Source organism: Streptomyces sp. NPDC045955 (assembly GCF_056430805.1).
The window spans coordinates 1-19,859 of the sequence record NZ_JBWKKY010000041.1 but is presented as its reverse complement, the minus strand read 5'-3'; the positions used below and the strand labels follow the sequence as shown (position 1 = coordinate 19,859).

At 67.4% G+C, this 19,859-nt stretch carries 13 protein-coding genes and 2 pseudogenes; 6 read left to right on the top strand and 9 right to left on the bottom strand.

Annotated features, from left to right (window positions below; translation table 11 throughout):
* Positions 1-153 precede the first annotated feature (153 nt).
* Together AC07F0_RS39725 and AC07F0_RS39720 are read left to right on the top strand one after the other, a co-directional pair.
* A complete protein-coding gene (locus tag AC07F0_RS39725) occupies positions 154-1,086 on the top strand; it encodes a hypothetical protein (RefSeq protein WP_478985183.1) in 933 nt (310 codons plus the stop codon).
* Between the two features lie 981 nt (positions 1,087-2,067).
* Entirely contained in the window at positions 2,068-2,574 is a 507-nt protein-coding gene (locus AC07F0_RS39720; RefSeq protein ID WP_478985185.1) for a pentapeptide repeat-containing protein, read from the top strand.
* A gap of 796 nt (positions 2,575-3,370) precedes the next feature.
* Here the strand turns inward: AC07F0_RS39720 and AC07F0_RS39715 are convergent.
* Positions 3,371-3,516 (bottom strand): annotated as a pseudogene (locus AC07F0_RS39715) (IS701 family transposase); the annotation flags it as partial.
* On the opposite strand from AC07F0_RS39715, the pseudogene AC07F0_RS39710 reads away from it, so the two are divergent.
* Positions 3,511-3,704 (top strand): annotated as a pseudogene (locus AC07F0_RS39710) (transcriptional regulator); the annotation flags it as partial. The pseudogenes AC07F0_RS39715 and AC07F0_RS39710 overlap by 6 nt on opposite strands.
* A 55-nt stretch (positions 3,705-3,759) precedes the next feature.
* Here the strand turns inward: AC07F0_RS39710 and AC07F0_RS39705 are convergent.
* Positions 3,760-7,086 (bottom strand): hypothetical protein, encoded by a 3,327-nt coding sequence (locus AC07F0_RS39705; protein WP_478985182.1) that lies wholly within the window; start codon positions 7,084-7,086, stop codon positions 3,760-3,762.
* A gap of 645 nt (positions 7,087-7,731) precedes the next feature.
* On the opposite strand from AC07F0_RS39705, the gene AC07F0_RS39700 reads away from it, so the two are divergent.
* The gene (locus AC07F0_RS39700; RefSeq protein WP_478985180.1) at positions 7,732-8,817 is read left to right on the top strand and encodes a hypothetical protein; all 1,086 of its coding nucleotides are present in this window, start codon (positions 7,732-7,734) and stop codon (positions 8,815-8,817) included.
* Positions 8,818-8,962: 145 nt separating this feature from the next.
* Here the strand turns inward: AC07F0_RS39700 and tpg are convergent, their stop codons facing one another.
* A complete protein-coding gene (gene tpg / locus AC07F0_RS39695) occupies positions 8,963-9,505 on the bottom strand; it encodes a telomere-protecting terminal protein Tpg (protein ID WP_478985177.1) in 543 nt (180 codons plus the stop codon).
* A 755-nt stretch (positions 9,506-10,260) separates the two neighbouring features.
* On the opposite strand from tpg, the gene AC07F0_RS39690 reads away from it, so the two are divergent.
* Positions 10,261-10,569, top strand: a complete 309-nt coding sequence (locus AC07F0_RS39690; RefSeq protein WP_478985175.1) for a hypothetical protein — start codon at positions 10,261-10,263, stop codon at positions 10,567-10,569.
* Positions 10,570-10,962: 393 nt separating this feature from the next.
* On the opposite strand, the gene AC07F0_RS39685 is transcribed toward AC07F0_RS39690, so the two are convergent.
* The 6 genes from AC07F0_RS39685 to AC07F0_RS39660 form a co-directional block, all read right to left on the bottom strand.
* Positions 10,963-11,253 carry a hypothetical protein gene (locus AC07F0_RS39685; protein ID WP_478985173.1) on the bottom strand — a complete coding sequence of 97 codons (291 nt, stop codon included), beginning with the start codon at positions 11,251-11,253 and terminating at the stop codon, positions 10,963-10,965.
* 453 nt (positions 11,254-11,706) lie between these two features.
* The gene (locus AC07F0_RS39680; protein WP_478985170.1) at positions 11,707-11,913 is read right to left on the bottom strand and encodes a hypothetical protein; all 207 of its coding nucleotides are present in this window, start codon (positions 11,911-11,913) and stop codon (positions 11,707-11,709) included.
* On the bottom strand, positions 11,910-12,707 hold the full coding sequence (locus AC07F0_RS39675) for a hypothetical protein (protein ID WP_478985168.1): 798 nt from the start codon (positions 12,705-12,707) through the stop codon (positions 11,910-11,912). The genes AC07F0_RS39680 and AC07F0_RS39675 overlap by 4 nt, the downstream gene beginning before the upstream one ends.
* 220 nt (positions 12,708-12,927) lie before the next feature.
* Positions 12,928-15,471 (bottom strand): helicase associated domain-containing protein, encoded by a 2,544-nt coding sequence (locus AC07F0_RS39670; RefSeq protein WP_478985166.1) that lies wholly within the window; start codon positions 15,469-15,471, stop codon positions 12,928-12,930.
* Positions 15,472-15,514: 43 nt separating this feature from the next.
* The gene (locus AC07F0_RS39665; protein WP_478985165.1) at positions 15,515-16,072 is read right to left on the bottom strand and encodes a hypothetical protein; all 558 of its coding nucleotides are present in this window, start codon (positions 16,070-16,072) and stop codon (positions 15,515-15,517) included.
* A gap of 223 nt (positions 16,073-16,295) precedes the next feature.
* Positions 16,296-18,311 (bottom strand): DNA/RNA helicase domain-containing protein, encoded by a 2,016-nt coding sequence (locus AC07F0_RS39660; RefSeq protein WP_478985164.1) that lies wholly within the window; start codon positions 18,309-18,311, stop codon positions 16,296-16,298.
* A gap of 183 nt (positions 18,312-18,494) precedes the next feature.
* Between AC07F0_RS39660 and AC07F0_RS39655 the strand changes: the two genes are divergently transcribed.
* On the top strand, positions 18,495-19,460 hold the full coding sequence (locus AC07F0_RS39655; RefSeq protein ID WP_478985163.1) for a protein NO VEIN domain-containing protein: 966 nt from the start codon (positions 18,495-18,497) through the stop codon (positions 19,458-19,460).
* Positions 19,461-19,859: the final 399 nt, after the last annotated feature.

The window sequence follows — 19,859 nt, the reverse complement described above, 5'->3', positions numbered from 1 at the left end:
CAGGATCAGACGAAGGCCGCTTACACGTCCGCCGAACTGCGAGAACGCTGATCAAGTTCGAGCCGCGTTCGACGCTGGACGTTAAACGACAAGCTGACAGCTTGTTTCTGATCCGTTTACTGGGCGATGGGTGCGGATCTGTAGGCAGCAAGAGTGACGGTCTACGAACCGTACGAACAGGAGCCCCTCTCGGAGCGGCGCTGGGGCGAGCATGATCGTGTGTTTTCATCCTTGCTCCCTGGGCTGCGGGAGCTCCGCACTCCCTTGGCGACTGGCTACATCTACTTGCTGGCCCTGTTCCTTCTCCTCGAGTCCTGGATCCCGACCTCCCACGCTGATCCGCCGCTCAGCCGGCTCTACGAGGTCGCTTCCTGGATGGGAAAGCCTGCTGTCCTTGCGGTCAGCACGTTCGTCGCCTACCTCGTGGGCAGCGTGCTGAAGTGGCGCGCCGCGAGCATTAGCCGTGGTCTCCGCTGGTGGCGGGCGTGGGTCCGAACGCTCTTGCTCAGTCTCCGTGCCCACGATGAAACCGAGCGCGAAAAGGCGCAACTACAGGTTGGGGCTGCTTTTGCCGAGTTGGCCACGCCTTCTGTTGAAGCGCTCGACGACTACGTCAAGGACCGGCTCGGCCTGCCCGGAGATGTGCCGATCGCGGCGCGCCAGCAAGCGCTTGGCGCGCTGCTCCTGGATCTACCGCGCCTGCGCACCCTTCTGTACGCGGCGAACATAGACATGTACGGCGACTACGATCGCCTGGCAGCTGAAGCTGACCTCAAGGTGAACGTCGGACTGGCGGGCGTCGTCCTGAGCTTCACAGCAGCCATCCAGGTGGTGCCCTGGTGGCTGCTCTTGCTGGTCCCCATGGCGGTCCTCATTTATCGGGGGCTCTCGACGATCCGGGAAGCCAACGAGATCCTCGTGCAAGCAACCGTCGCCGAGGTTGTGAAGTCAACGAAGTTTGAGCAGTACATCGGCAGCAAGCTGGAGGCCGCCCAGCCAATGGACGGGCAATCCCCTACTTCGCAGAAAGATGGATGGATGCGCGCCTCTGCCCGGCGGATCGCATCCGTCTTCGGGGTCAGCTGACCAGCTGCTTCTGAACCTCTGCTGGAAGGCCTGGCCGGTACCCTGGTAGCAAGGCGGACGACAGGCCAAGTTGGTCGCAACCAACTTGAGATCGATCAAGCTATCGTCGTCGGCACCCCGTCTTCCTGGCACCTAGACCAAGTTGCCGCTCGGCAACTTGCTCCTACCCCACCTGCCTCAGAGTTCCGTTCGCGTATGGGTTCTGCAACCGCTATGCGAACGGAAGCCCAAGTCGCCGACTTCATTACAATCGGCCATCAAAACCGGCTCTGACCCCGTTGCGCGGCGGAGGCCCGAGCCGAGAAGGAGCAACAGAGCGAGTAGCCGAACCGACGGGGCCGGTGGCTGATGTCCACCGCCCCGTCTGTCGCACCTCTCGCACTAGTGCGAGCCAAGGGACGCCCAGCCCGTCGGCAAACCAGCGGGTCCGTCCAGGCCGCCGTCACGCGCACGTCTTCGGCGGCTGCGGGCCCGCCCTCCAAGCCCAACAATGAGGGGACTGGCTGTGGACAACAGCAGGAGCCGACCATGGGTGCAGAAGGTGACGCAAGGGCCCCTCAGCCACTCCAAGACGAGCTGAACCGGATCATGCGCGTGATCTACGCGATCGATGGCGGCTCTGACAGAAGGCCGGGATGGCGCAGTCGCCTCCGTGACGCGTACCGAGAGAAGGCCGTAGTTTTCGAAGCCGTCCAACGCACCGACCCGACTTACCGACCGATCGACGTTGCCAAGGGGATCGAAGATGCCCGGAGGCGCACAGAGTCTCTGACCCGTGCAATCGACGACGTTGGACCAGGCCGAGAGGGCAAGGCACACGACGTCGCACCTCTCGCACGGGTGGGGGAACCGACGGAATGCGGCTTCTGAGGTGACGGAATTCAGCCGACCGGAGTCAGCCAGCCGGATGGCCGCCGCGTGGTACTGCGCGTCGGAGGCGGGGTCGGCGACTATGCGGTCGTCCTCGATCATCCTTCGGATATGTCTCACCCGAGCGCCGAAGCGTCCTTGACCCCGCCTGAGTGGCCGCACTGTGGACACGGAACCACCCCGGAGAATCCGGTCGGCTGCCGCGGTATCCACGTCACCGGCCACACCGCATGCCTCGCCCACCTAGCCGACGCCGACCGCGACGCCTACCTGGCCGATCTGACCCCCGGCACCGACATCGACCACCGCGGCACCCCTTTCACCCCACCCCTGCTTGCTGCCCTCCTCCGGGCACTGGGGGACCCCGCAACGGGGCACCCCCACCTCGGCAACGCCTGGTTCGGGTCGGCGACCTTCGAAGCAGAAGCCGACTTCGGGTCGGCGACCTTCGAGGGTGACGCCTGGTTCGATTCGGCGACCTTCAAGGGCTTCGCCGGGTTCAGGTCGGCGACCTTCAAGGGTGACGCCGTGCCTTCAAAAGTGAGGCCGGGTTCTCGTCGGCGGCCTTCAAGGGCTTCGCCGGGTTCGTGTGGGCGACCTTCGAGGGTCCCGCCCTGAGGGCGCGACCCTCGAAGGTCGCCGACCAGAACTGCTCGTTCGACACGGTCCCGGGGCATGCCCAGAGGGGCTTGGGGCTGGGGCATGCGGGTGTTCCGGTTCCGCCGGGGGACGGGGGTTTGTTGGTGTGCCGGGCGCTTGCTGGCCTGGTGTGTTGTGGGTTTGTTGAGAGGCTGGAGGGCTTCGGGTGGCTGACCGGGGTGTGTGAGCTGGGTTTATGTGTGGTGTGTGTAGTGTGGCGGGGTGGGGTGTAGGTGAAAAGGCTCGGTTGGTGTTTGTGCTGATCAGGGCTGTTTTGCCTGGTCGGTGGGGTGGGGTTAGCGGTTGTGGGTGGGGCGGTTGTGTTGTTCGGCGAGGTGGTCGAGTTGTACCGCGTCGAGGGCGACTTTGGTGATGCGTTCGGTGCCGGTCGCAGATAGCGGTGATGGCGACCGGCGTTGTGGTGGCGCGGGCTAGGAGGGCTTGTTCAGCAGTGGTGGCGGGGCCGCTGTGGACGCGGCGCATGAACTGGTCGAGGGCGTCGGCGAGGCCGGCTTCATGCTGCTGGCTGTCGTCGTGGTGCTGTGCTGGGGGTGGGTGCGGATGTGCTGCAGGTGTGGTCGTTGAAGGGTTGGCGGACGTGGTCGCGGTGGATCCAGGGGATTTTGGTGAGGTGGCCGTCGGTGAGACGGATCCAGATCTAGCGGACATCGTGGGCGTTGTAGTGTGAAACACGCCCTAGTAGTGCTTCGTTAGGTTCTGGATCTGCTGGTCGGCAAGGGGCGGTTGCAGGCGGTGCAGGTGCCGGTCCAGCACCTCAGCAGGTCCTGGAGGATGTCGAGGACCTGGTAGAGGGGCAGGCCGGCATCTGGGCTTTTGGGTCGAGCCGGCTGAGGGTGAGGAAGGCCTGGCGGCGGTGACGAGGGTGACGTGGTGGTGCCAGCCGCGCCAGGTGCGGCCTTCGCCAACCCGTGGTGGGAGGCGTACAAAGCGCACGACGAGGACCTGGAGGTCGTACGGGCCATGGGTACCGACGAACTGCACGTCGTCGGCGGCTGGTGGCGTGTCTTCCCCGAAGGGCGCGGCGTGTGTTGGTCAAGGACAGCTACGTCGCCGGGGACGATACCGAGCCGGCTGACGACGAGTCGTGAGCCGGTCTGGACTGCCGGGTGGGCCCACGACATGGCGGACCCACCCCGCATCAGTTCAGGACGACGGAGTCATGCGTACGGGCCCTTTGAGCAACGTGAGTAGTGTGGAGAGCTTGCTCGGCTGCCAAGGAGGGCTTTCATTGCCCTGTGTGCTGTGGGGATCTGCGCATGCTTTTTTCCCTTGCTCCAAATCCTTCAGCTGTTTTCTCAACTCGTCCATGCTCATCCCGGACAGGACCCATCCGAGTGGAGCGGCGATGCCTGGCCGGTCCGAAGGCGCGACAAAGAAGCTCCGCATGTGGGAGCACCGCAAAGAATTCGCAGCGATCGCCGGTGATCCGCTGATCCCAGGGGGAGGCCCGGAGAAGCGCAGCAGTGCCAGTTGTTCGAGGGTCGTGACGTCCACCGCCGTTCGGGGGGCTCGAGTCCCGATGATCGGTGCGATGGCCTCAGGTCGCCGGTCTGCGGCAGGAGCTGCTCCTCGTGATTGGTAGTGGTTATCAAGAACAGCGATCATGGGGAGCACATAGCGATTGGAGGGGCCGCACGCCGCCTGAGGTGCTCGTCTGGGTTTGGGAGCGCATCCCGAAGGTCCGTGACGCCAATCAGGCTTGGCAATGCCGCGGTTGTGCTGGGCGACGTGCGGCTCAAGTTTCTCCCACAACTCGAGCAAGACCGCTAGGCCGCTGCCCTCGAGCAGTCCTCCGTCGAGGTCGACTACCGACTGGTTACCCCCACCATCCCGGGCAATACAGCGATGCATCCGCCCTGTCGGTGAAATGAAGGGAAAGCGAGCGGACAGATGCACTGCTGTGGACAACCGCAGCCCTTGGTTCCTGGTTTCCTTCTGGCAGTTCCGGTCGTCGGTGAATGCCGCCGCGTCGATGGCCCCTGCGGCAAATGCAGGGGTGCTCATATCCGTTCCTCCACTTCCGCTCACACCGGTCACCTCCGCCCGTCGGCAGTTCAGGGAGGGCACCGCGTCGCTAGTTACGCCGCCGGTCGCCCATTGGGAGGAGACCACGATCCTGCAACCGGTATTGACGTCCGTGCCGTTCAGCAGGGTCAGAGGGCGCCAACGGGTCTCTGTCGCCCTGTTGTAGGCGCGCGTGACGTCAAAGAAGTCCCGTTTGAGGTCCTCGTCGAGACCTTCCCAGGAGTACTCGAAGACCGCGGCGCGGTCCCTCGGGCGCCAGTCACCGAGTCTGTTGATGCCGTGCAGCGCGCGCGGCAGATCCCGGTAGAACCAAGCCGCCATGTTCGCCGAGAGCGTGTCCTCTCCCGCCAGGCGTGAGGCGAACTTGCGGCCGGCATCGCGGTCGGGGCGGGAATCTTCCTGCCCGAGCAAATGGCCGATGAGCCCGAGGCTGCCCCCGGAGACACCGCTAGTGCTGAAGATCATTTGCTGGCCGCAGGGACGCTGTGTCAGCTTGTCCATCACTGAGCCAGTCCAGTAGGCGGCCCGGATACCCCCGCCAGGAGCTGCGACGAAAAGCATGGGAATGGCATTGGCCTGCTTGAGTTTGGGCTGCCTGTCGAGGCACCGGTCGGCGGCGGCAAGCCATGCCTTAAAGGAATTGCCCGGTTGGAAGACGCTCGCAGGAGCATTGTCTGGCGGCGCTACGGCGAGCGGCTCTTCACGACGCCCGGGGCCCGTGGCAGACGCAGTCCTTTTTTTGAGCCTCACGTCGTGGTAGCCGCCGACTGTGTCCAATTGGGCTTGAAGTACGAGAGCAGCAACGACGAGGAGCCAGAACGGCGTGAGCCGGAAGTGCAGGTAACGGAAGGCTGGCAAGGGAAGGCGGGACTCAGAATACCGAGCGATCCCGCTTCCGATAAGAGTGACCGTCGTCAGCAGCAGGAAGAGAACGCCGAGGCTGCGCACACGCGGGCCCCACACCAGCGGTTTCCAGGCCAGATATACCCCCAGCCACCCCGCCGCCACCAACATCGCGCCCCCCAGCAAATCAGGCACGCGACGGCGATTGTCGCTCCACGGCAGATGAGGGGAGGGACCGGCCGTGGCAGGTGTAGCGGCCTGGGCTGCGGTCGGAGCCGCCGCCCCACCAGGCGTGGCACGCCCACGCCGCGCCGCATTCACCTGACCGTCGAACCAGCGGTCCTCGACGCGACGGATTACCCAGTGGGCCGCCGGTGCGACAACAGTGGCGGCACCGAGACCAATACCGAACCACCAAGCAGCCCCTGTGTAGGCCTCGAGGCGCACGTCCGGGTCGGTGGGATCGATTCGTGGCCCGAGGAGCACAGGGCGGGCGTAGGCACGGGTGAGGGCCAGTCCGGCGATGATGAGCGGAACCACGGTCAGTACCCGCCCGACGTTCCGCACGTGCTCGCGTACCTGGGTCGGGGGAATCCCCGACTCCAGCTGCGCTCGCGGAACACTCCCAAACGTGGTGAGCAGAAGGCTCCATACAGCTAGGACCAGGCCGATCACAGGTACGGCGAGCGCCCCCGGCGTGGCCCATCCCGCCGCGATGAGCGTCCCGGCCATAACTCCGAAAACCAACGCGAGAGCGCCCAACATGTGCATGCCCTGCCGGCTCATCTTTCTCCGGGTGTCTCGCACACCATCGAGCAGAGCCCAGCGTCCGGCGACCCAAATGCTCAGGCAGAGCCCGACCAGCGTAGCGGTCGGCCCTGCCACACCCCCCAGCAGTTCCACTGGGCCGTCGTAGCTCGCCCAAGACCGCTCGATGTCAGGGATCTGTTCCAGCGGCCCTTCCCCGGGCATGACAACCAGCATTGCAAGGACGAGCAGCACACCGAGCTGATTGCGATGGCGCGTCCACACGCGGCCCTCTGACAGGGTTCCGTCCTTCCATCTGCTTAGCCACTGCGTCAGGGACCTCGGCAGCGTCCGTGCGAAGGCCATGCTGCCGAATACGACAGCAATGGCGAGCAACGCCCACTTGAAGAACGAGAAGGACGTCACGGCGACTGCGAGCGCATCGTTCCTCGGTGGCCCAGTGAGACCGTCAACCAGACACCCGGTGAGGATGCCCTCGCCCCAGTCGCAGGCCAGCACAGCGAGGGAGAGCCACTTGAGCCATCCGACCGGAAAAGGCGGACGCTCCTTCAACCTGGAAAGTACAGCCCAGATGCTGCGCAGCAAAAGGTACAAAGCAGTTACGTAGGCGGGGGTGAAAATTAGAAGATCTAGCAGGAGATGCGTGTTGACCCACGCCAGGACGAGTTCACCGAGATCGCCCTCGCTGGCGGCGGTCGCCCATACGTCGATCGCGTCGACCGGACTTGTGTGATTCCACCACAGAAAGCCAGGCCACCCGTTGAGCGCATCGGCTCCGTACGCCTGCTTGTTGTCTACCTGCAGCGACCTCAGCAGTTTGGAGATCTCGGTCATCAGCAGGGCGGCGGCGATAGCGAGAGGCGGAACTGCCCACCATCCAACCCGCTTCCTGTTCTGCCATCCTGCAGACCAGGCGCGCGCCGCAAAGCCCCGCAGCCTACCGAATGTCCCCATCGGGAGCTGAGAAGTTTGCATTCGATCATTCTGGACTCAACTCAGCGCCAAGAGAAGGCCAACACCCCGGGCCTCCAGTTCCGAATTGACCGTATGTGCATAGTGCAAATGTCGCTGCGACGGGGGGGGTAGTTGGTGTGCGGGGTGGTGTGTGATGTGGCGTAGCTGACGCGTCTGCTTACTGATCTTGCACGTCGTCCGGGACGGCGACGCACACCCGGCTCAGGTGTTCCTCATGACTGACGCTGAAGCCGCCGACTGGCTCACCGCCACGGCGCCCGGAGAGAACTGACGCGCGTCCGGACACACCACGGGCCCGGGGAGGCAGACACCCCCCGCTCTGGGCCGACGCCGACCCCGACGACATCGCCTTCGGCGACCAGTACGCCGCGCACGGCAACTTCCGTGCCTGGGCCCAGCTGACCGCCCACACCCGCACCGCCCTGACCCGCACCGGCCGCCCCCGGGTTGACCAGGAACTGCTGCGCTGGGCCTTCAGCCGCCTCACCTGACCATCACGCCGCCATGCCGTCCGCCACGCCACCGCCCGTCACCGTGGTCATCGACCGCCATGACGACGCGATTCACACGCACACCGCACTGGCCGCCCACCATCCGCCGTCCGGTCGGATCACCCTGCATCCCGGCCCGGGCACCACCAGCGAAACCGGCCTCGCCCACGACCTTCTCGCCGCCCTGGAAAAGCCGCCCCTGCTTCCGGGCCGCTTCCCCGGCGGCCGCCAGCCCGCGTGGGAAGCCGCCACGGCCTGGATCACTGCCCTTCCCGTCACCCGGCTGACCGCCCTGCGCGCCCACCGCCTCACCGCCCGCCGCGCGATGCGCCTCCTGCAACTGTGCACGCTCACCGGTATCCACCTGACCTTGGTCTGCCACCGCCCCCACCTGCCCGCCGCCCTGCACCAGGCCCTGCAGACAGCCGACGACACCATCACCACCGACTTCCAGACCGCCCGCCGCCACTACTACGGCGCGACCGCCGCCGAACCCCTGCCTGCAGACCAACCGGCCAGGAACGGCAGCCGATGGCTCACCCTGCCTGCACTGGACCGCCTTGTCTCCTACGACAGCCCCCGCCCCTGCGCCGCCCCCTGCACGCCGCCGCCGATCGTCTGGCGGCACCGCCCGCCGCCCACGCCTCTCACCCCGTACGTTGCCCAGCAAGTCGTCCATCGGCTACATGGGGTGACCGCGCACCCTCGCCTGGCCGCGACCGTTGCCGCCGCACTGATCACCGGCGCGTCCCTCCAACAACTTGCTACCGCGCGTTCGTGCGACTTCGACGACGCTGCGGCCACGCTTGCCCTGCACGACCGCGCTCGTTACACCGACGGCTGCGCCGCCTACCCCATACCGCAGTGGGCGCGCGTCTTCCTGCGGGCCGCGGCCTGCTTCGCCCGGCTCGTATCCGGCGAGGACCAGGAATTGTTCGCCGCGCCAGGCAACCGTGCCCTCCTGCTGCGCCCGCCCCAGCCGCCTGTGGCCCGCCGCCAAGGCCCGGCCGACCATGTTGAGTGGGACTGGCGCGAGCGGCAGGAGGCCAAGAGGTACGAAGCGATGCTGGCCGCACGCGCCAGGCCCTCGCGGCGCTGAACGCCCTGGCCCATCCGATCGGAGGGCAGGCTCATCCGATCGAGACGTCGACGAACTCGAGGTCGCTGAAGGCGATGTGCAGGCCGTGGGCACGGCGGCCCCCATTCGCGGAAGTAGGCATGCCCCAGCGCGCGAGCCAGGATCACTAACTGCTGCTGCTCGCCCGCACCGGCGTCCCGGGCGGCGAACAACTCCCGGGCCACCTCTCCCGGCAGGTACTGGGTGATCCACCGCACCCGCGGCGCTCGTCCGAGGAGCCGGCCGCAGCAGCGAACCCGAATCGCGCCCTGGTGTGGAAGACAAAGCCCTCCGCCTCGGCCTGGGCACGTCGGCGGGCCCGTATCCGGGGCTGCCACCGAGCCCGGACCGCTTCCTCGATCGCCCGGACATGCAGTGGCCCCGGCGGGCGACGCGCCCCGGGCTTCTTCGTCACCCACCTCTGCACGGTGCGCTGCGACACCTCCAGCACGATGGCCACCTTCCGGGTGGAATACCGCTGCGTTGCCAGCAGAAACCGCAGGCGAGCCTCGGTGCTCAAGGGAACGGGCCGGGTGCGCAACGCCTGCTCCAGCCCCTGCTCGATATGCCCCACGTCCGCCTCTCCACGCGGCCAGTCGACAGGCCGGCTCCTGCAGCCCGTGGCTTCACTCCTCGCACACTGTCCGCCCCTGACCGCCAGTTCCGGCATTCCCGTGACACCACCAACTGGCGTCGGCTACGGCCTGCGTGTGGCGCGGCTGGGGTTTCTCGTCCTCGGTGGCGGGCTCGATTCCGAGGACCCGCTCGCACATCCACTGCTGCACGGTGGTGAGTTTGTCCCAGCCCAGCCACACCGACCGGCCTAGATACCAGGGCCCCGAGCCGCGCCAGCACGGAGGCACTACCGGCCGCCTCAGCGAGTCTGGAGCCAGACGCCCCCGTACGCCACGATGGCACCCCCCACGGCGGTCGCCGCGCCGCGGAGCAGATAGAGGCCGGCCTCATTTCGCGCCCTCCTTGCCCGCGCCGCCCATCGAGCCATCGAGGACCCGCCGTGGGGTTCCGGAACCGCATCGTTGCCCGTACTCTCGCCCTTGGACATGACCTTCTCCTTCATCGGGGTTGTTCGGTCTTCTGCAGACGGCTCCCTGCCCACCAGGGGGCCGTCGCCGTTTCCGGTGACAGCCGCGCCGTGTCCACTCCTTCAGACGCATCCCGAATCCGGGGTGAACTGCAACAACAAAAGCACCTTGAAATAGCCTCTGACCAGCGAAAACAGGGTTTTGTTCAAACGAGTTTCTGCGGGCTGTAGATGGTCTAAGGCCAGCTGATATGAGTTCAGGTGAGGTCAAGAGGAGCCTGAGTGAGGCCACATGAGATCACACGGGCTCTCGTGTGGCGCGATACCGGGTGAGACCGAGCTTTCCTGTGTCTAACTGGGCTTGTTCGTGGCAGAGTTGTCGGATGCCGCGAATGCTTCGAATGCCCGGTAAAGATGTGCTGCCGCCCGGTCCCAAGCGGGACCTCGTCTCCGAGCTCTATGTGCACTACCGGCTGGCAGCGCGTCCCCCGCTTCCGAAGATCGCGGCGCTCACCGGCACCGAGTCCAACCCCCACAAGGTGAGTAGGGAAACCATCCGGCGCCTGCTCACCGGGACAACGACCAGCCAATGGGTGGTCGTCGATGCCCTCTTGCGTGCGCTGTGCCAGCTGCAAAATCGGGATCCCGACGGCCGTCGCTGGCCGGAGCCCGACGACAGCCGCTGGGACTAGAACGATCCGACGACCTGCCGCGAACATCTGCGTCGACTGTGGAACGACGACATTGACGGCCTCGAGCCGGACGAAGCACCGGCAACTCCACCCGCCGCGCCGGCGCCGGTGCCCCCGGCCCGGCAGGCTTCCGGCGGGTGGGGTAATTCTGCATCGCCCCCGGCAGACAACCCATGGGCTACCAGTTCCCCCGCCAAGACCCCCGCTCAACCAGGTGGATACAGCGACGAACCTCCCTTCTGAGAAGGACTCTCCCCTTACCAAGGCCGCGCCCCTCCAAATGGAGATGTCCTTGGCCTGGCGTCCCGAGAGCCGCTCGGACAACGACAACGGGGTGGCGTATCGCCGTCGTGCCCGGAACCCTGGGCGGCCGGGTCCGGGGCACGACGGCAGTTACATGCCGAGCATGCGGCGTACGGCATCGGCCGGATTCACGCCCAGCACGTGGGCGACGACGAGCACGCCCAGAACGAGCGCGGTGACGGCGCCGGCCTTGTTGGCGAAGCCTTTGACGAACTCCTCGCCGGACAGTTTCACCAGCTTCCAGGCGATGGCCCGCGTGCGGGCGGCGATGATGCGCAGACGCTGGGCGAGACGGCGCCGCCGGTGCGGGCGCGCGGGTGCGGCGGGCTGGTGGCCGGGGGAGGGCTGAACGGGCTGCGCGGGATCGATGTCCCGGTTCATGGTGGGGCTCCTCTGGGCGGGGAGAACAGGGAACGCGGACACCTGCGTGGTGTCGTCCGCGGGGGTGTGCGCCGCGCGGTCGGCGGTCCTGCGACTCTCTGCCTGAGAGCGTCCCTGTGTAGCCTCGGCTCCGACCCAGGGTGGCGTGTCCAGCGTATCGGCGGTGTGAGTATTCGTTCCCTCGGGCAGTTGGTGAGTGCTCATCAGCAGCACCTTCCTGTAGTGGTGTGTCATCGGGCGGGCAGCACTGTGGCCTGCGACGGGTGCTTGCGTCGCGGGCTCATGAACGCCGGTGTCCTCGTCCCTTGGGCACCTGGGTGGGGCCACGGACAGGGACCGGGGGAGAGGAATTTTGGGAGACGCCGTGGAGGCCCCGACCAGTCGGTCAAGGCCTCCACGGCGTACATAGGTAATGGGGCGCAGGAGCGCGTTTGTGACGTGCGACGTAGACGGTTATCGGATGGCTGTGACGAGCACTCCGAGCACCGCGATACCGATGGTCAGGGTCCCGGCGCAGACGATGGCCCCGCGGACGACGTCGTCGGGGACGGGGGAGCCGGCCCACCGGGCGACTCCAAAGCCGATCACACCCGCCAGGACGGCCGCCATGCCGAGCACCACCAGCGTGAGGAACAGGAACAGGAGGTCATGCATGCTCATACGGCACTCCGCTGCTGCTCGCGGACGCCGTTGACGTGCAACTGCGCAGGGATCCAAACCTTCCGCTCGCCTGCGGCCTGATAGAGAACCTTCTTGAAGCGGTACCGGCGAGTGCGGACCGCGCCGGGCGTCGACTTGAGTCGGTCCGCGATCTCACCGTCCGAGTAACCCTCGCAGGTCAGACGCACCACGGCGCGGGTCTCGGCCGGCTGGGCGTCCAGCAGGTCCATGAAGGCCGTCGAGAAAAGGATCGTCTCCGGCTCGCCGTGGTGGGGTAACGCAGTCAGCAGGCGGAAGAACGCCTCCGGGTCGAGCAGGGCGGCTTCCACCTGCGCGATGCGCTCCCGCTCCCCGACCCAGCCAGGTAAACACGGCGGAAGTCCCACATGCACCTGCCGATGAAGTAGGTCATCAGGCAGCAAGGACCCTTGTAGCCCCGGAAGTTGGGGTTCCAGCCGCCGTTGAGGAGGGCCCGAGTGCATGAGCACGTCGACGATGATGTCGTCCCGCTCAGCGTCGCTGCTGTGCAGGAGCTGCCTGTTCTCGCTGCTCACGAAGAAGGGGATGCCGCGCTTCTCGAACCTCTGCACGGAGAGCGTGATGAACGTGCCGGAGCGGAGCATGCCCCGCAGGATCGGCATGCTGTCCAGGAGCAGACGGTCCTCGAACACACGGTACTCCAGGCCCTCGAAGCCGCCCAGAGCAAGATCCGCGACGAGCGCGGCATCGCGCTGGATCCGCAGCACGCGCGGGTCAGCAAGGAAGCCATCCACGGCCTCCGCGATCACATTCATCTCAGACACAAAAACCACCCCGGTTTGCGGCCTCCCCTCGACCGACCCAAAGATCAATCACGCGCGAAAGGGTTAGAGACCTACCTGGTTGTACGCGCTCGGTCGCTCTTATGCAGGGCGGACTTGAGAACGTCACACAGACCGAAAATTTTTTGCCGCCAAAAAGCTAGGGAGCCCGTACCAATTGGCACGAGCTCCAAATACGACGACCGCGACACGGCTACGACCAGCGCATGCTGATGGCGGAGAGCTGGTCGATCCGTTCCGGCGACAGTGTCGCAGCTCTGGATCTCTGATTCCCGATCCATGCCCCGAGCTTGATCTCCTGGACCTCCGGGCCCTCGCCGTCTTCGCGGCCGCTCGCGTCCCCGTCCTCACCGCTGAGGACGATCCGTTCGATGTGCTGCCTGGGGACGCGAAGGTGCCCCTCGCGTTCGTAGAACTGGCGGGCGGCGGCGTAGTTCATCGCCCACTTGTCGGCCTGCGTACGACGTGGGCGCGGCTTCTCGTCCTCGGTAGCGGGCTCGATGCCGAGGATGTGTTCGCACATCCACTGCTGGACGCCTGTGAGCTTGTCCCAGCCGAGCCGGACCGAGCGCACCCACCGCCCAAGGTCCTCACCCTGGCGCACGGCCTCACCCGGCTCGGTGGGCAGGGCGCCGCCCTCCTCGAGGTGCAGCCGGGTGAGGTGGAAGGAGCGCTGCCATTCCAGCGGCCAGGTGGGGCACCAGGAGGGGTCGATCTCCTCCAGCTGCTCGCGTCGCTCGGCGGACAGCATCCAGGCCGACGTCGTCCTCGCCGGAAGCCCCTGCGCCTGCCGCTGCTCGTTCTCGATGCCCCGGCGGGCGGCGGCCCTGGCGTTCTTGAGAAAGATCCCTACCCGGTAGCCCTGGTAGGTGGCGTCGATCGGTGCCAGGAGGTGGCCCGCCTCGGCCGCCCACCCTCGGGCGGCGGCCAGGCCTTCTTCCCACGCGACGTCGAAGTGCGACCAGACCATGCCGAGCTTTTCCAGCTGCTGGACGCGGTCTTCGTCCATGTCCCCGCGGGCGTAGAACCTGCGGTTGTCGGCGGTCCATTGCCCCAGTGGGAACGCGGAGAGGGAGGCTGGCCACCCCTCGGCTTCGGCCTCCTGGTCGGCGCGGCCGGGGACGCGGTACGTGAAGGGGACCTTCAGGTTGCCGTGGAGCCGGTTGTAGATGGTGGCGGCTTCGATGCCGCGTCGCCAGTGGGCGTGTTCGGGGTTGAGGACGCGCAGGTTGATGAAGGCGGCCAGCTGCGCCGGGTCACGCGGCGTGGAGAACTTCAGCAACTGTCGGGCAGGCGCCGACGGCCTGGAGTCTTCCCCCTCGCTCCGGTCCTCCTGACCCCCACTGCGGGTCTGTACGCCCCTGACACGGCTGGGTGCCTGGGGCTGGGCCAGAGCCTCCACGATCCGGGCATCGTGCGCCCTGAGGGCTTCCAAGAGTTTGGCGAGGCCGCCATAGGCCCGGGAGGTGAGCATGTTGTCCGGCGTTTCCCCGGGGCCCAGCAGCACGGGCACCACGAGCGAGGCCGTCTTGCCCTCGCCGGGCTGCATCCGCAGCGCCCGGCCCACGGCCTGGACCAGGTCGGGCATGGAGCCGCGCACGTCCGCGAAGTACACGCTGTCGCAGTTGCGGGTGTCGACGCCTTCCCCGAGCACCTTGACCGAGCTCAGGAAGCCCTTCTCCACGACCGTGCCGTCCGTGGCGATGCCGTCGGCGAACTCCCCCAGGACACGGCGCCGGTGGTTGGGCTTGTGGTCGCCGCACAGCCAGTCCGCCCAGATCGTCGCCGGGTACAGCTCCGGGTCCGCGTCGTGCAGCTGCGCCGCGATATCGGGAAGGCCGGCCGCGAATGCCTCTGCCTCCTTGACCACATGGTGAAAGGAGAGCGTGCGGCGGAACCCCTCCTCCGCGGCCGCCTTCACCAGCGCCGTCTGCAGCGCGGCGAGCCGCGCCCCGCGCACCTGCTCCGACCTGCCGTCCGCACCGAGCAGTACGGCCGCCTGGAGCTGGGTGTCGGTGACGTCCACGCACACCACCTGGTACGGCGCACAGATTCCCCTGTCGATCGCCTCCGACAACGTCAGGGTGAAACACCGGTTGCCGAACGGCCCGTCCGGGTCGTCCTCCATGCTCGCCACCAGCTCGCCCGGCGCGCCCTGCTGCTCCTGGTCTTCGTCGAGCTGCCACAGCCGGGGCGTGGCGGTCATGTAGAGGCGGCGCAGGGAGGGGATCTTCTGGTTGTTGTGGACGACCGCCCACGGCTTCCCGACCAGGCCCGAACACCGGTGGGCTTCGTCCACGACGATCAGGTCCCAGCCCGGGAGGCCGGCGGCGTGTGCGCGTTCCAGCGTGCCCAGCCCGAGGCTGGCGTAGGTGGCGAACACGGTGACCTTGTCGAACGGGCGGACCCAGGCGACCAGCTCGTCCACCTCCGTGGTGTTGGGGAAGGCCACCTGGTCCCCGCGCAGAGAGGAGACCCCGATCATCGGCCCGCCACGGCCGCTCTCGCGCCAGGCGGTCTCGGTCTGTGCGAGCAGGTCCAGCGAGGGCACGAGGACGAGCACACGGCCGGCGCGGAGCTCTTCGGCGCTGCGGGCGGCGACGAGGGTCTTGCCGGATCCGGTCGCCATGACCACTTGTGTGCGTAGCCCTCGCTCGGGGGCGAGCGCTCGAGCGGGCAGTTCGAGGGCCCGGAGGATCGCGTCGACGGCTTCTCGCTGGTGAGGTCGTAGGTCCACGCCGGCTCTTCCTGCTCGGTCTCGGGCTGTGGCGTATCTGCGTCTAGGTGGCGTTGTAGGCGAGTTCGGCCAGCTGAAGGGCGTCGGCCAGGCTTGTCTCGTCTGTGAGGCCGACGCTGACGCGGTACTCCCGGTGGCCGGTGGTGAGGGTCCGCGCGGACTTGATGCCCAGCTCGTCGAGCTGCTGCTGGCTGCAGTTGAGCCGGAGGTTGATGGTGCTGTACTCGGCGTAGACGTAGGCGAAGCCGCCGAATTGGGATCCCTGCCGGCGCAGGCGCAGGTAGCGGCTGTAGTCCAGGGGAGCGTCGGGCTGTGCGTTCTTGCGCTTGATGCCGTAGACACCGACGTTGTCCCACCGGGTCGTCTCTTCGAGAAACCGGACGAACAGGCCGGGAGCCGGGCTGCGGCCCAGCAGCTGACGCACCGTTTCCTGTCCCTCGTCGGCTACTCCCGGAATCCGGGCTGGCAGCATCCCACTGTCCCGGCTCTCTTCGGTGAGCACCGAAACGGGACCACGGTGCTGGTCTGCCAGCTCCTTCAGTACCTGCGAGGCATCCAGCTCCTCAGGAGTTCCCTCGAACTGGAACACGGTCACCTTCATCAGGTCCCCCTCATGTCGAATACTCCAGACACTACCACCAGCTATACATAGCTAGAGACTCTTTTGTGTAGTTGCTCGGAACGTTCGCCGGCGAGTATCTGAGACACAAGGGCCAGGGCTCCCACGTCCGACCGCTTTCGCACGTCGTGCACCCGACCCCGAGGTTGGCGCGTCGGAGTCAGCGCCCGGACTCAGGGTCCGGCACTTTTCGCGTCTGGGGTTGTCAGTCGGTGGCTGTGGAGGGGATGACCTGGCTGAGCATCTGGTGGGTGGCGGGGTCGGTGGTGTGGATGCGGGTGGCGTGGGTGCCGCGGGTGAGCAGGACGCGATAGGTGTTGAGGGCGTAGGGGAGGTACTGGTCGGGGGTGAGGTGGCGGAGGTCTTTGTCGCGGCTCTCTTCGGGGTGGGCGTGCCACCGGCCGTTGGTCCAGGTGAGGTCGGGGCCGATGATGACGCCGGAGTGGTGGTATTCGAGGCCTTGGGCGGTGTAGATGCAGCCGATCTGCTGGTGGCCGCCAGTGTGGGTGGCCCATAGCTGGCTGTGGGGTGCGATGGGCTGGCCGTCTTCGGGGTCGGTGAGGGCGGTGGCGGCGTTCCAGGCGGCGCGCCAGGTCCTGGTGGGGGTGTTCGGGCTGGTGGCGCGGACCTGGATGTCGATGTCGAGGGGGAGGGTGGTGGCGCCGCGGGGCCGGGTGCGGGTCCAGGGCCAGCAGAATCCGGCGGTGGTGCGGGCGGTGTGTCCGTCGGTGGTGGCTTGTTCGATGAACTGCTGGAGCTGGAAGGGGTCGTCGGCGAGGCCGAGGTCGTATCCGGTGTGTCCGGTCCAGGGCACTGGTCGGCCGTATAGGAGGGCGTCGACCCAGGCGGTGTAGGCGGCTGAGCCGCCGCAGCGGAAGGAGCCGGTGAGTTCCAGGTGGTGGTGGACGCGTCCCAGGGCCTGGGCGGCGGCACGGATCTCGTCGACGGTGGTGCCTTCGTCGGGTCGGATGATCTGCCGTTCGTCGAGGAAGATGACGGCCAGGGGGACGTGTTCCACCACGGCGGCAAGGTCCGGCGGCAGTCCGTGGGCACCGCCTCGTTTGATGCGCTGTGCCTCGTCGATGACGAGGGCACCGGCTTGGTGTGCGGCGCTGCGCATCGAGCCGGCTGCGGGGAACAGTTCGCGGGCCGCGCTGTGGCTGCGGGTGGCGTCCAGGAGATGGGCGCGCAGGGTACCGGAGGGGGTGATGAAGCGGGGACGCGTTCTGGGGTAGTTGCGCATGAGGCGGCCCAGGAGCCGCACGGCGAGTGCGGTCTTGCCGCTGCCCGGGCCGCCGCTCACCGTGATGACGGCTCCTTCCCCTCCGCCGTCCGGCGCGGAGTCCTCATCGCCGGCGGGCAGGTGCCGGGCCGCGGCCCGGCGGATCTGCACGAACGCGTCCTGCTGGTCGCCGACCAGGGCGAAGGTGCTGTTGCCGTCCAGGACGGCGCCGACGTGGTCGAGGAGCCGGCTGGACGGCGTCCACCGGATCTGCTCGAACGCCGCCACCTGCCGGGCGTCCGGCGCCGCCAGGTCCTCGCACCGCAGCAGCCCCGCCAGTGCCCCGGCGGGTCCGAACAGTTCCTGCGCGGTCAGGACCGGGACGCCGACGTCCGCGCCGGCGCCTGCCGACAGAGCGGCTCCCTCGGCGCCGGTGGCGTTGTGCAGCACCACCACCGCGCGCACGTCCAGCACCGGCGCGCTCTCCGGGCGCCAGTGCTGGAAGAAGCTGCGGTAGGCGGCGACCTGGTGAATCGGATGAGCCGTCACCAGGCCGTCGCTGCGCATCACCCGGTCCGTGTCGAGGACGCGGCAGGTCTGCCACTGCTTGAGTTCGACGACCACCAGCCCCAGTGCCCCGCCCGGCGCGGCGCCGACCAGCAGCGCGTCCAGGCGCCGCCCGCCGCCCGGCGTCCCGTACTCCAGGTACACCTGAAGGTCTTTCAGCCCGGCACGCTCCAGTGCCGCGAACAAGGGCGGCCAGCTGTTGCGCCAGCTGCGCACCTCGGCCTCGTCCGGTATCCCGAAGCCCGCGGCCGCGTACCGCTTCACGCACCGGTCGATGAACGCCGGGTCGCCTGCCGATGCGGCGATCTCGTGTACCCGGCCCGCCGCCACACACGGCACGCCGGGTGCCGGTTCTCCGGCCGTAGCACCGCTCGTGCGCGGCGGCGGCACTGCGACGCCGTGCGCTGTTGTCGTCGATGATTCCTCGGGCATGCGGATCCCCCTGCTTCCCGCCGCGCCGCAGCGTGCGCTGCGAGGCCGGTCATGGCCGCCAGCGCTGCTGAGGCAGTGTCAGTGGCACTGTCTAGGCTGCGAGTTGAGCACTCAGACTACTTCAGGCTATCCCAACTGAAAAATTATCGACTGCTCTATAAGAGCATGCTTATGATGCCCTGCATGAAGAGTTCGACGTTCGTCATGGTCCATGTCGGCCAGAGCACCGAGTCTCAGCGCAACCTCGAGCACGGCATCGAGACCCTTTCCTGGGGCTTCCCCGAAGAGAAGCCCGAGTACAGGGACTCCCACCCCCAGTTCGCCGTCCTGGCCACCGGCGCTTCGCCCCGCGTCCAGCTCGAGGAGTGGCTGCAGAACACCGCCACCCTCTACCTCTTCCAGGTCCGCGGCGGCTTCTACAGGGGCGAGGCCTGGCACTGGCCCGACGAGGAAGCCGAGCGGCGCCTGAAGTACCCACAGCGTTTCGGTATCGAGCCCCTGGCCAAGCTCGAGAACGTCCCGCTCGGCCCGGACGGCCCGCTCACGGAGGCAGGCAGCGACGCGATCCGCCGCTCGGGTACCGACCGAGGCATGGGCAAACTCGTCCAGATGCCGCCCCAGCGCCTTCTCGAGCTCGCCGGTATCCCCTTCGACCCCGACGAACCCGAAGACGTCCCCCTGGACAAGTCCCCGGGCTTCACGGCCGAGCAGGTCGAGGGCAAGAAGAAGCCTCAGCGCCGCCGCCGCGGCGCCGGCTACATCTCCGACCCGAAGAAGCGCAAGGCCATCGAGGAGCACGCTGAGCAACTCGCCACCGCTCACTACGAGAAGCAGGGCTGGACGGTCGAGAAGCTCGGCAAGCCCTACGACCTGCGCTGCACGCGCGGCACCGAGGAACGCCACGTCGAGGTCAAGGGCACCACGGGCGCCGCAACGAGCGTCGAACTGACGATCAACGAAGTCCTGCACGCCCGGGACAAGGACCACACCGTCGACCTCTACGTCGTCAGCGACATCAAGGTCGACACCGTCACCGACCCGTACATCGCGAGCGGGGGCATCGTCTCGCACTACCGTGACTGGGAGCCGGCCGAGGAGGACCTCCGGCCCCGCAAGTACGAGTACCGGCTTCCGGAACCCAGCGCCTGAGTGCAAGGCTCTGGCCGCAGGAAGTGAGTCGGAGGGCTGACGCCCGGCCACATGTCCTGCGGCCAGAAGGCCTCATCATCCCATTGCGTGTGGGCGTCTGGGTGGCAGTGGGTGGGCGTCAGCCGACGTGGAATGGATACCCTGGTAGCCCCTTCGGCTTCTCAGCCGCGCCCAGCACCACCGATGATGCCGTAATCCGGCACCTCACCCTGGCCCTGCCCCCCAGTACGCAGCCCGCCTGTTCGACGCCCAGGGCGCCGGGGCGAGTGAGCCCCGCTAGGGATGAGACCCCGATCATCGGCCAGGTGCGGCCTCCCTCGCGCCACGCGGCCTCGCTCTGGGCAAGCAGGTCGAGGGAGGGCACGAGCACCAGCACTCGGCCCGCCCGGAGCTCCTCGG

Excerpts from the sequence above, each read along its gene's own strand:
- AC07F0_RS39720 (WP_478985185.1), top strand. The coding sequence starts at position 2,068 with ATGTCTCACCCGAGCGCCGAAGCGTCCTTGACCCCGCCTGAGTGGCCG.
- AC07F0_RS39705 (WP_478985182.1), bottom strand. The coding sequence starts at position 7,086 with ATGACCGAGATCTCCAAACTGCTGAGGTCGCTGCAGGTAGACAACAAG.
- AC07F0_RS39700 (WP_478985180.1), top strand. The coding sequence starts at position 7,732 with ATGCCGTCCGCCACGCCACCGCCCGTCACCGTGGTCATCGACCGCCAT.
- tpg (WP_478985177.1), bottom strand. The coding sequence starts at position 9,505 with ATGCCGGAACTGGCGGTCAGGGGCGGACAGTGTGCGAGGAGTGAAGCC.
- AC07F0_RS39690 (WP_478985175.1), top strand. The coding sequence starts at position 10,261 with ATGCCGCGAATGCTTCGAATGCCCGGTAAAGATGTGCTGCCGCCCGGT.
- AC07F0_RS39685 (WP_478985173.1), bottom strand. The coding sequence starts at position 11,253 with ATGAACCGGGACATCGATCCCGCGCAGCCCGTTCAGCCCTCCCCCGGC.
- AC07F0_RS39680 (WP_478985170.1), bottom strand. The coding sequence starts at position 11,913 with ATGAGCATGCATGACCTCCTGTTCCTGTTCCTCACGCTGGTGGTGCTC.
- AC07F0_RS39675 (WP_478985168.1), bottom strand. The coding sequence starts at position 12,707 with ATGAATGTGATCGCGGAGGCCGTGGATGGCTTCCTTGCTGACCCGCGC.
- AC07F0_RS39665 (WP_478985165.1), bottom strand. The coding sequence starts at position 16,072 with ATGAAGGTGACCGTGTTCCAGTTCGAGGGAACTCCTGAGGAGCTGGAT.
- AC07F0_RS39660 (WP_478985164.1), bottom strand. The coding sequence starts at position 18,311 with ATGCCCGAGGAATCATCGACGACAACAGCGCACGGCGTCGCAGTGCCG.
- AC07F0_RS39655 (WP_478985163.1), top strand. The coding sequence starts at position 18,495 with ATGAAGAGTTCGACGTTCGTCATGGTCCATGTCGGCCAGAGCACCGAG.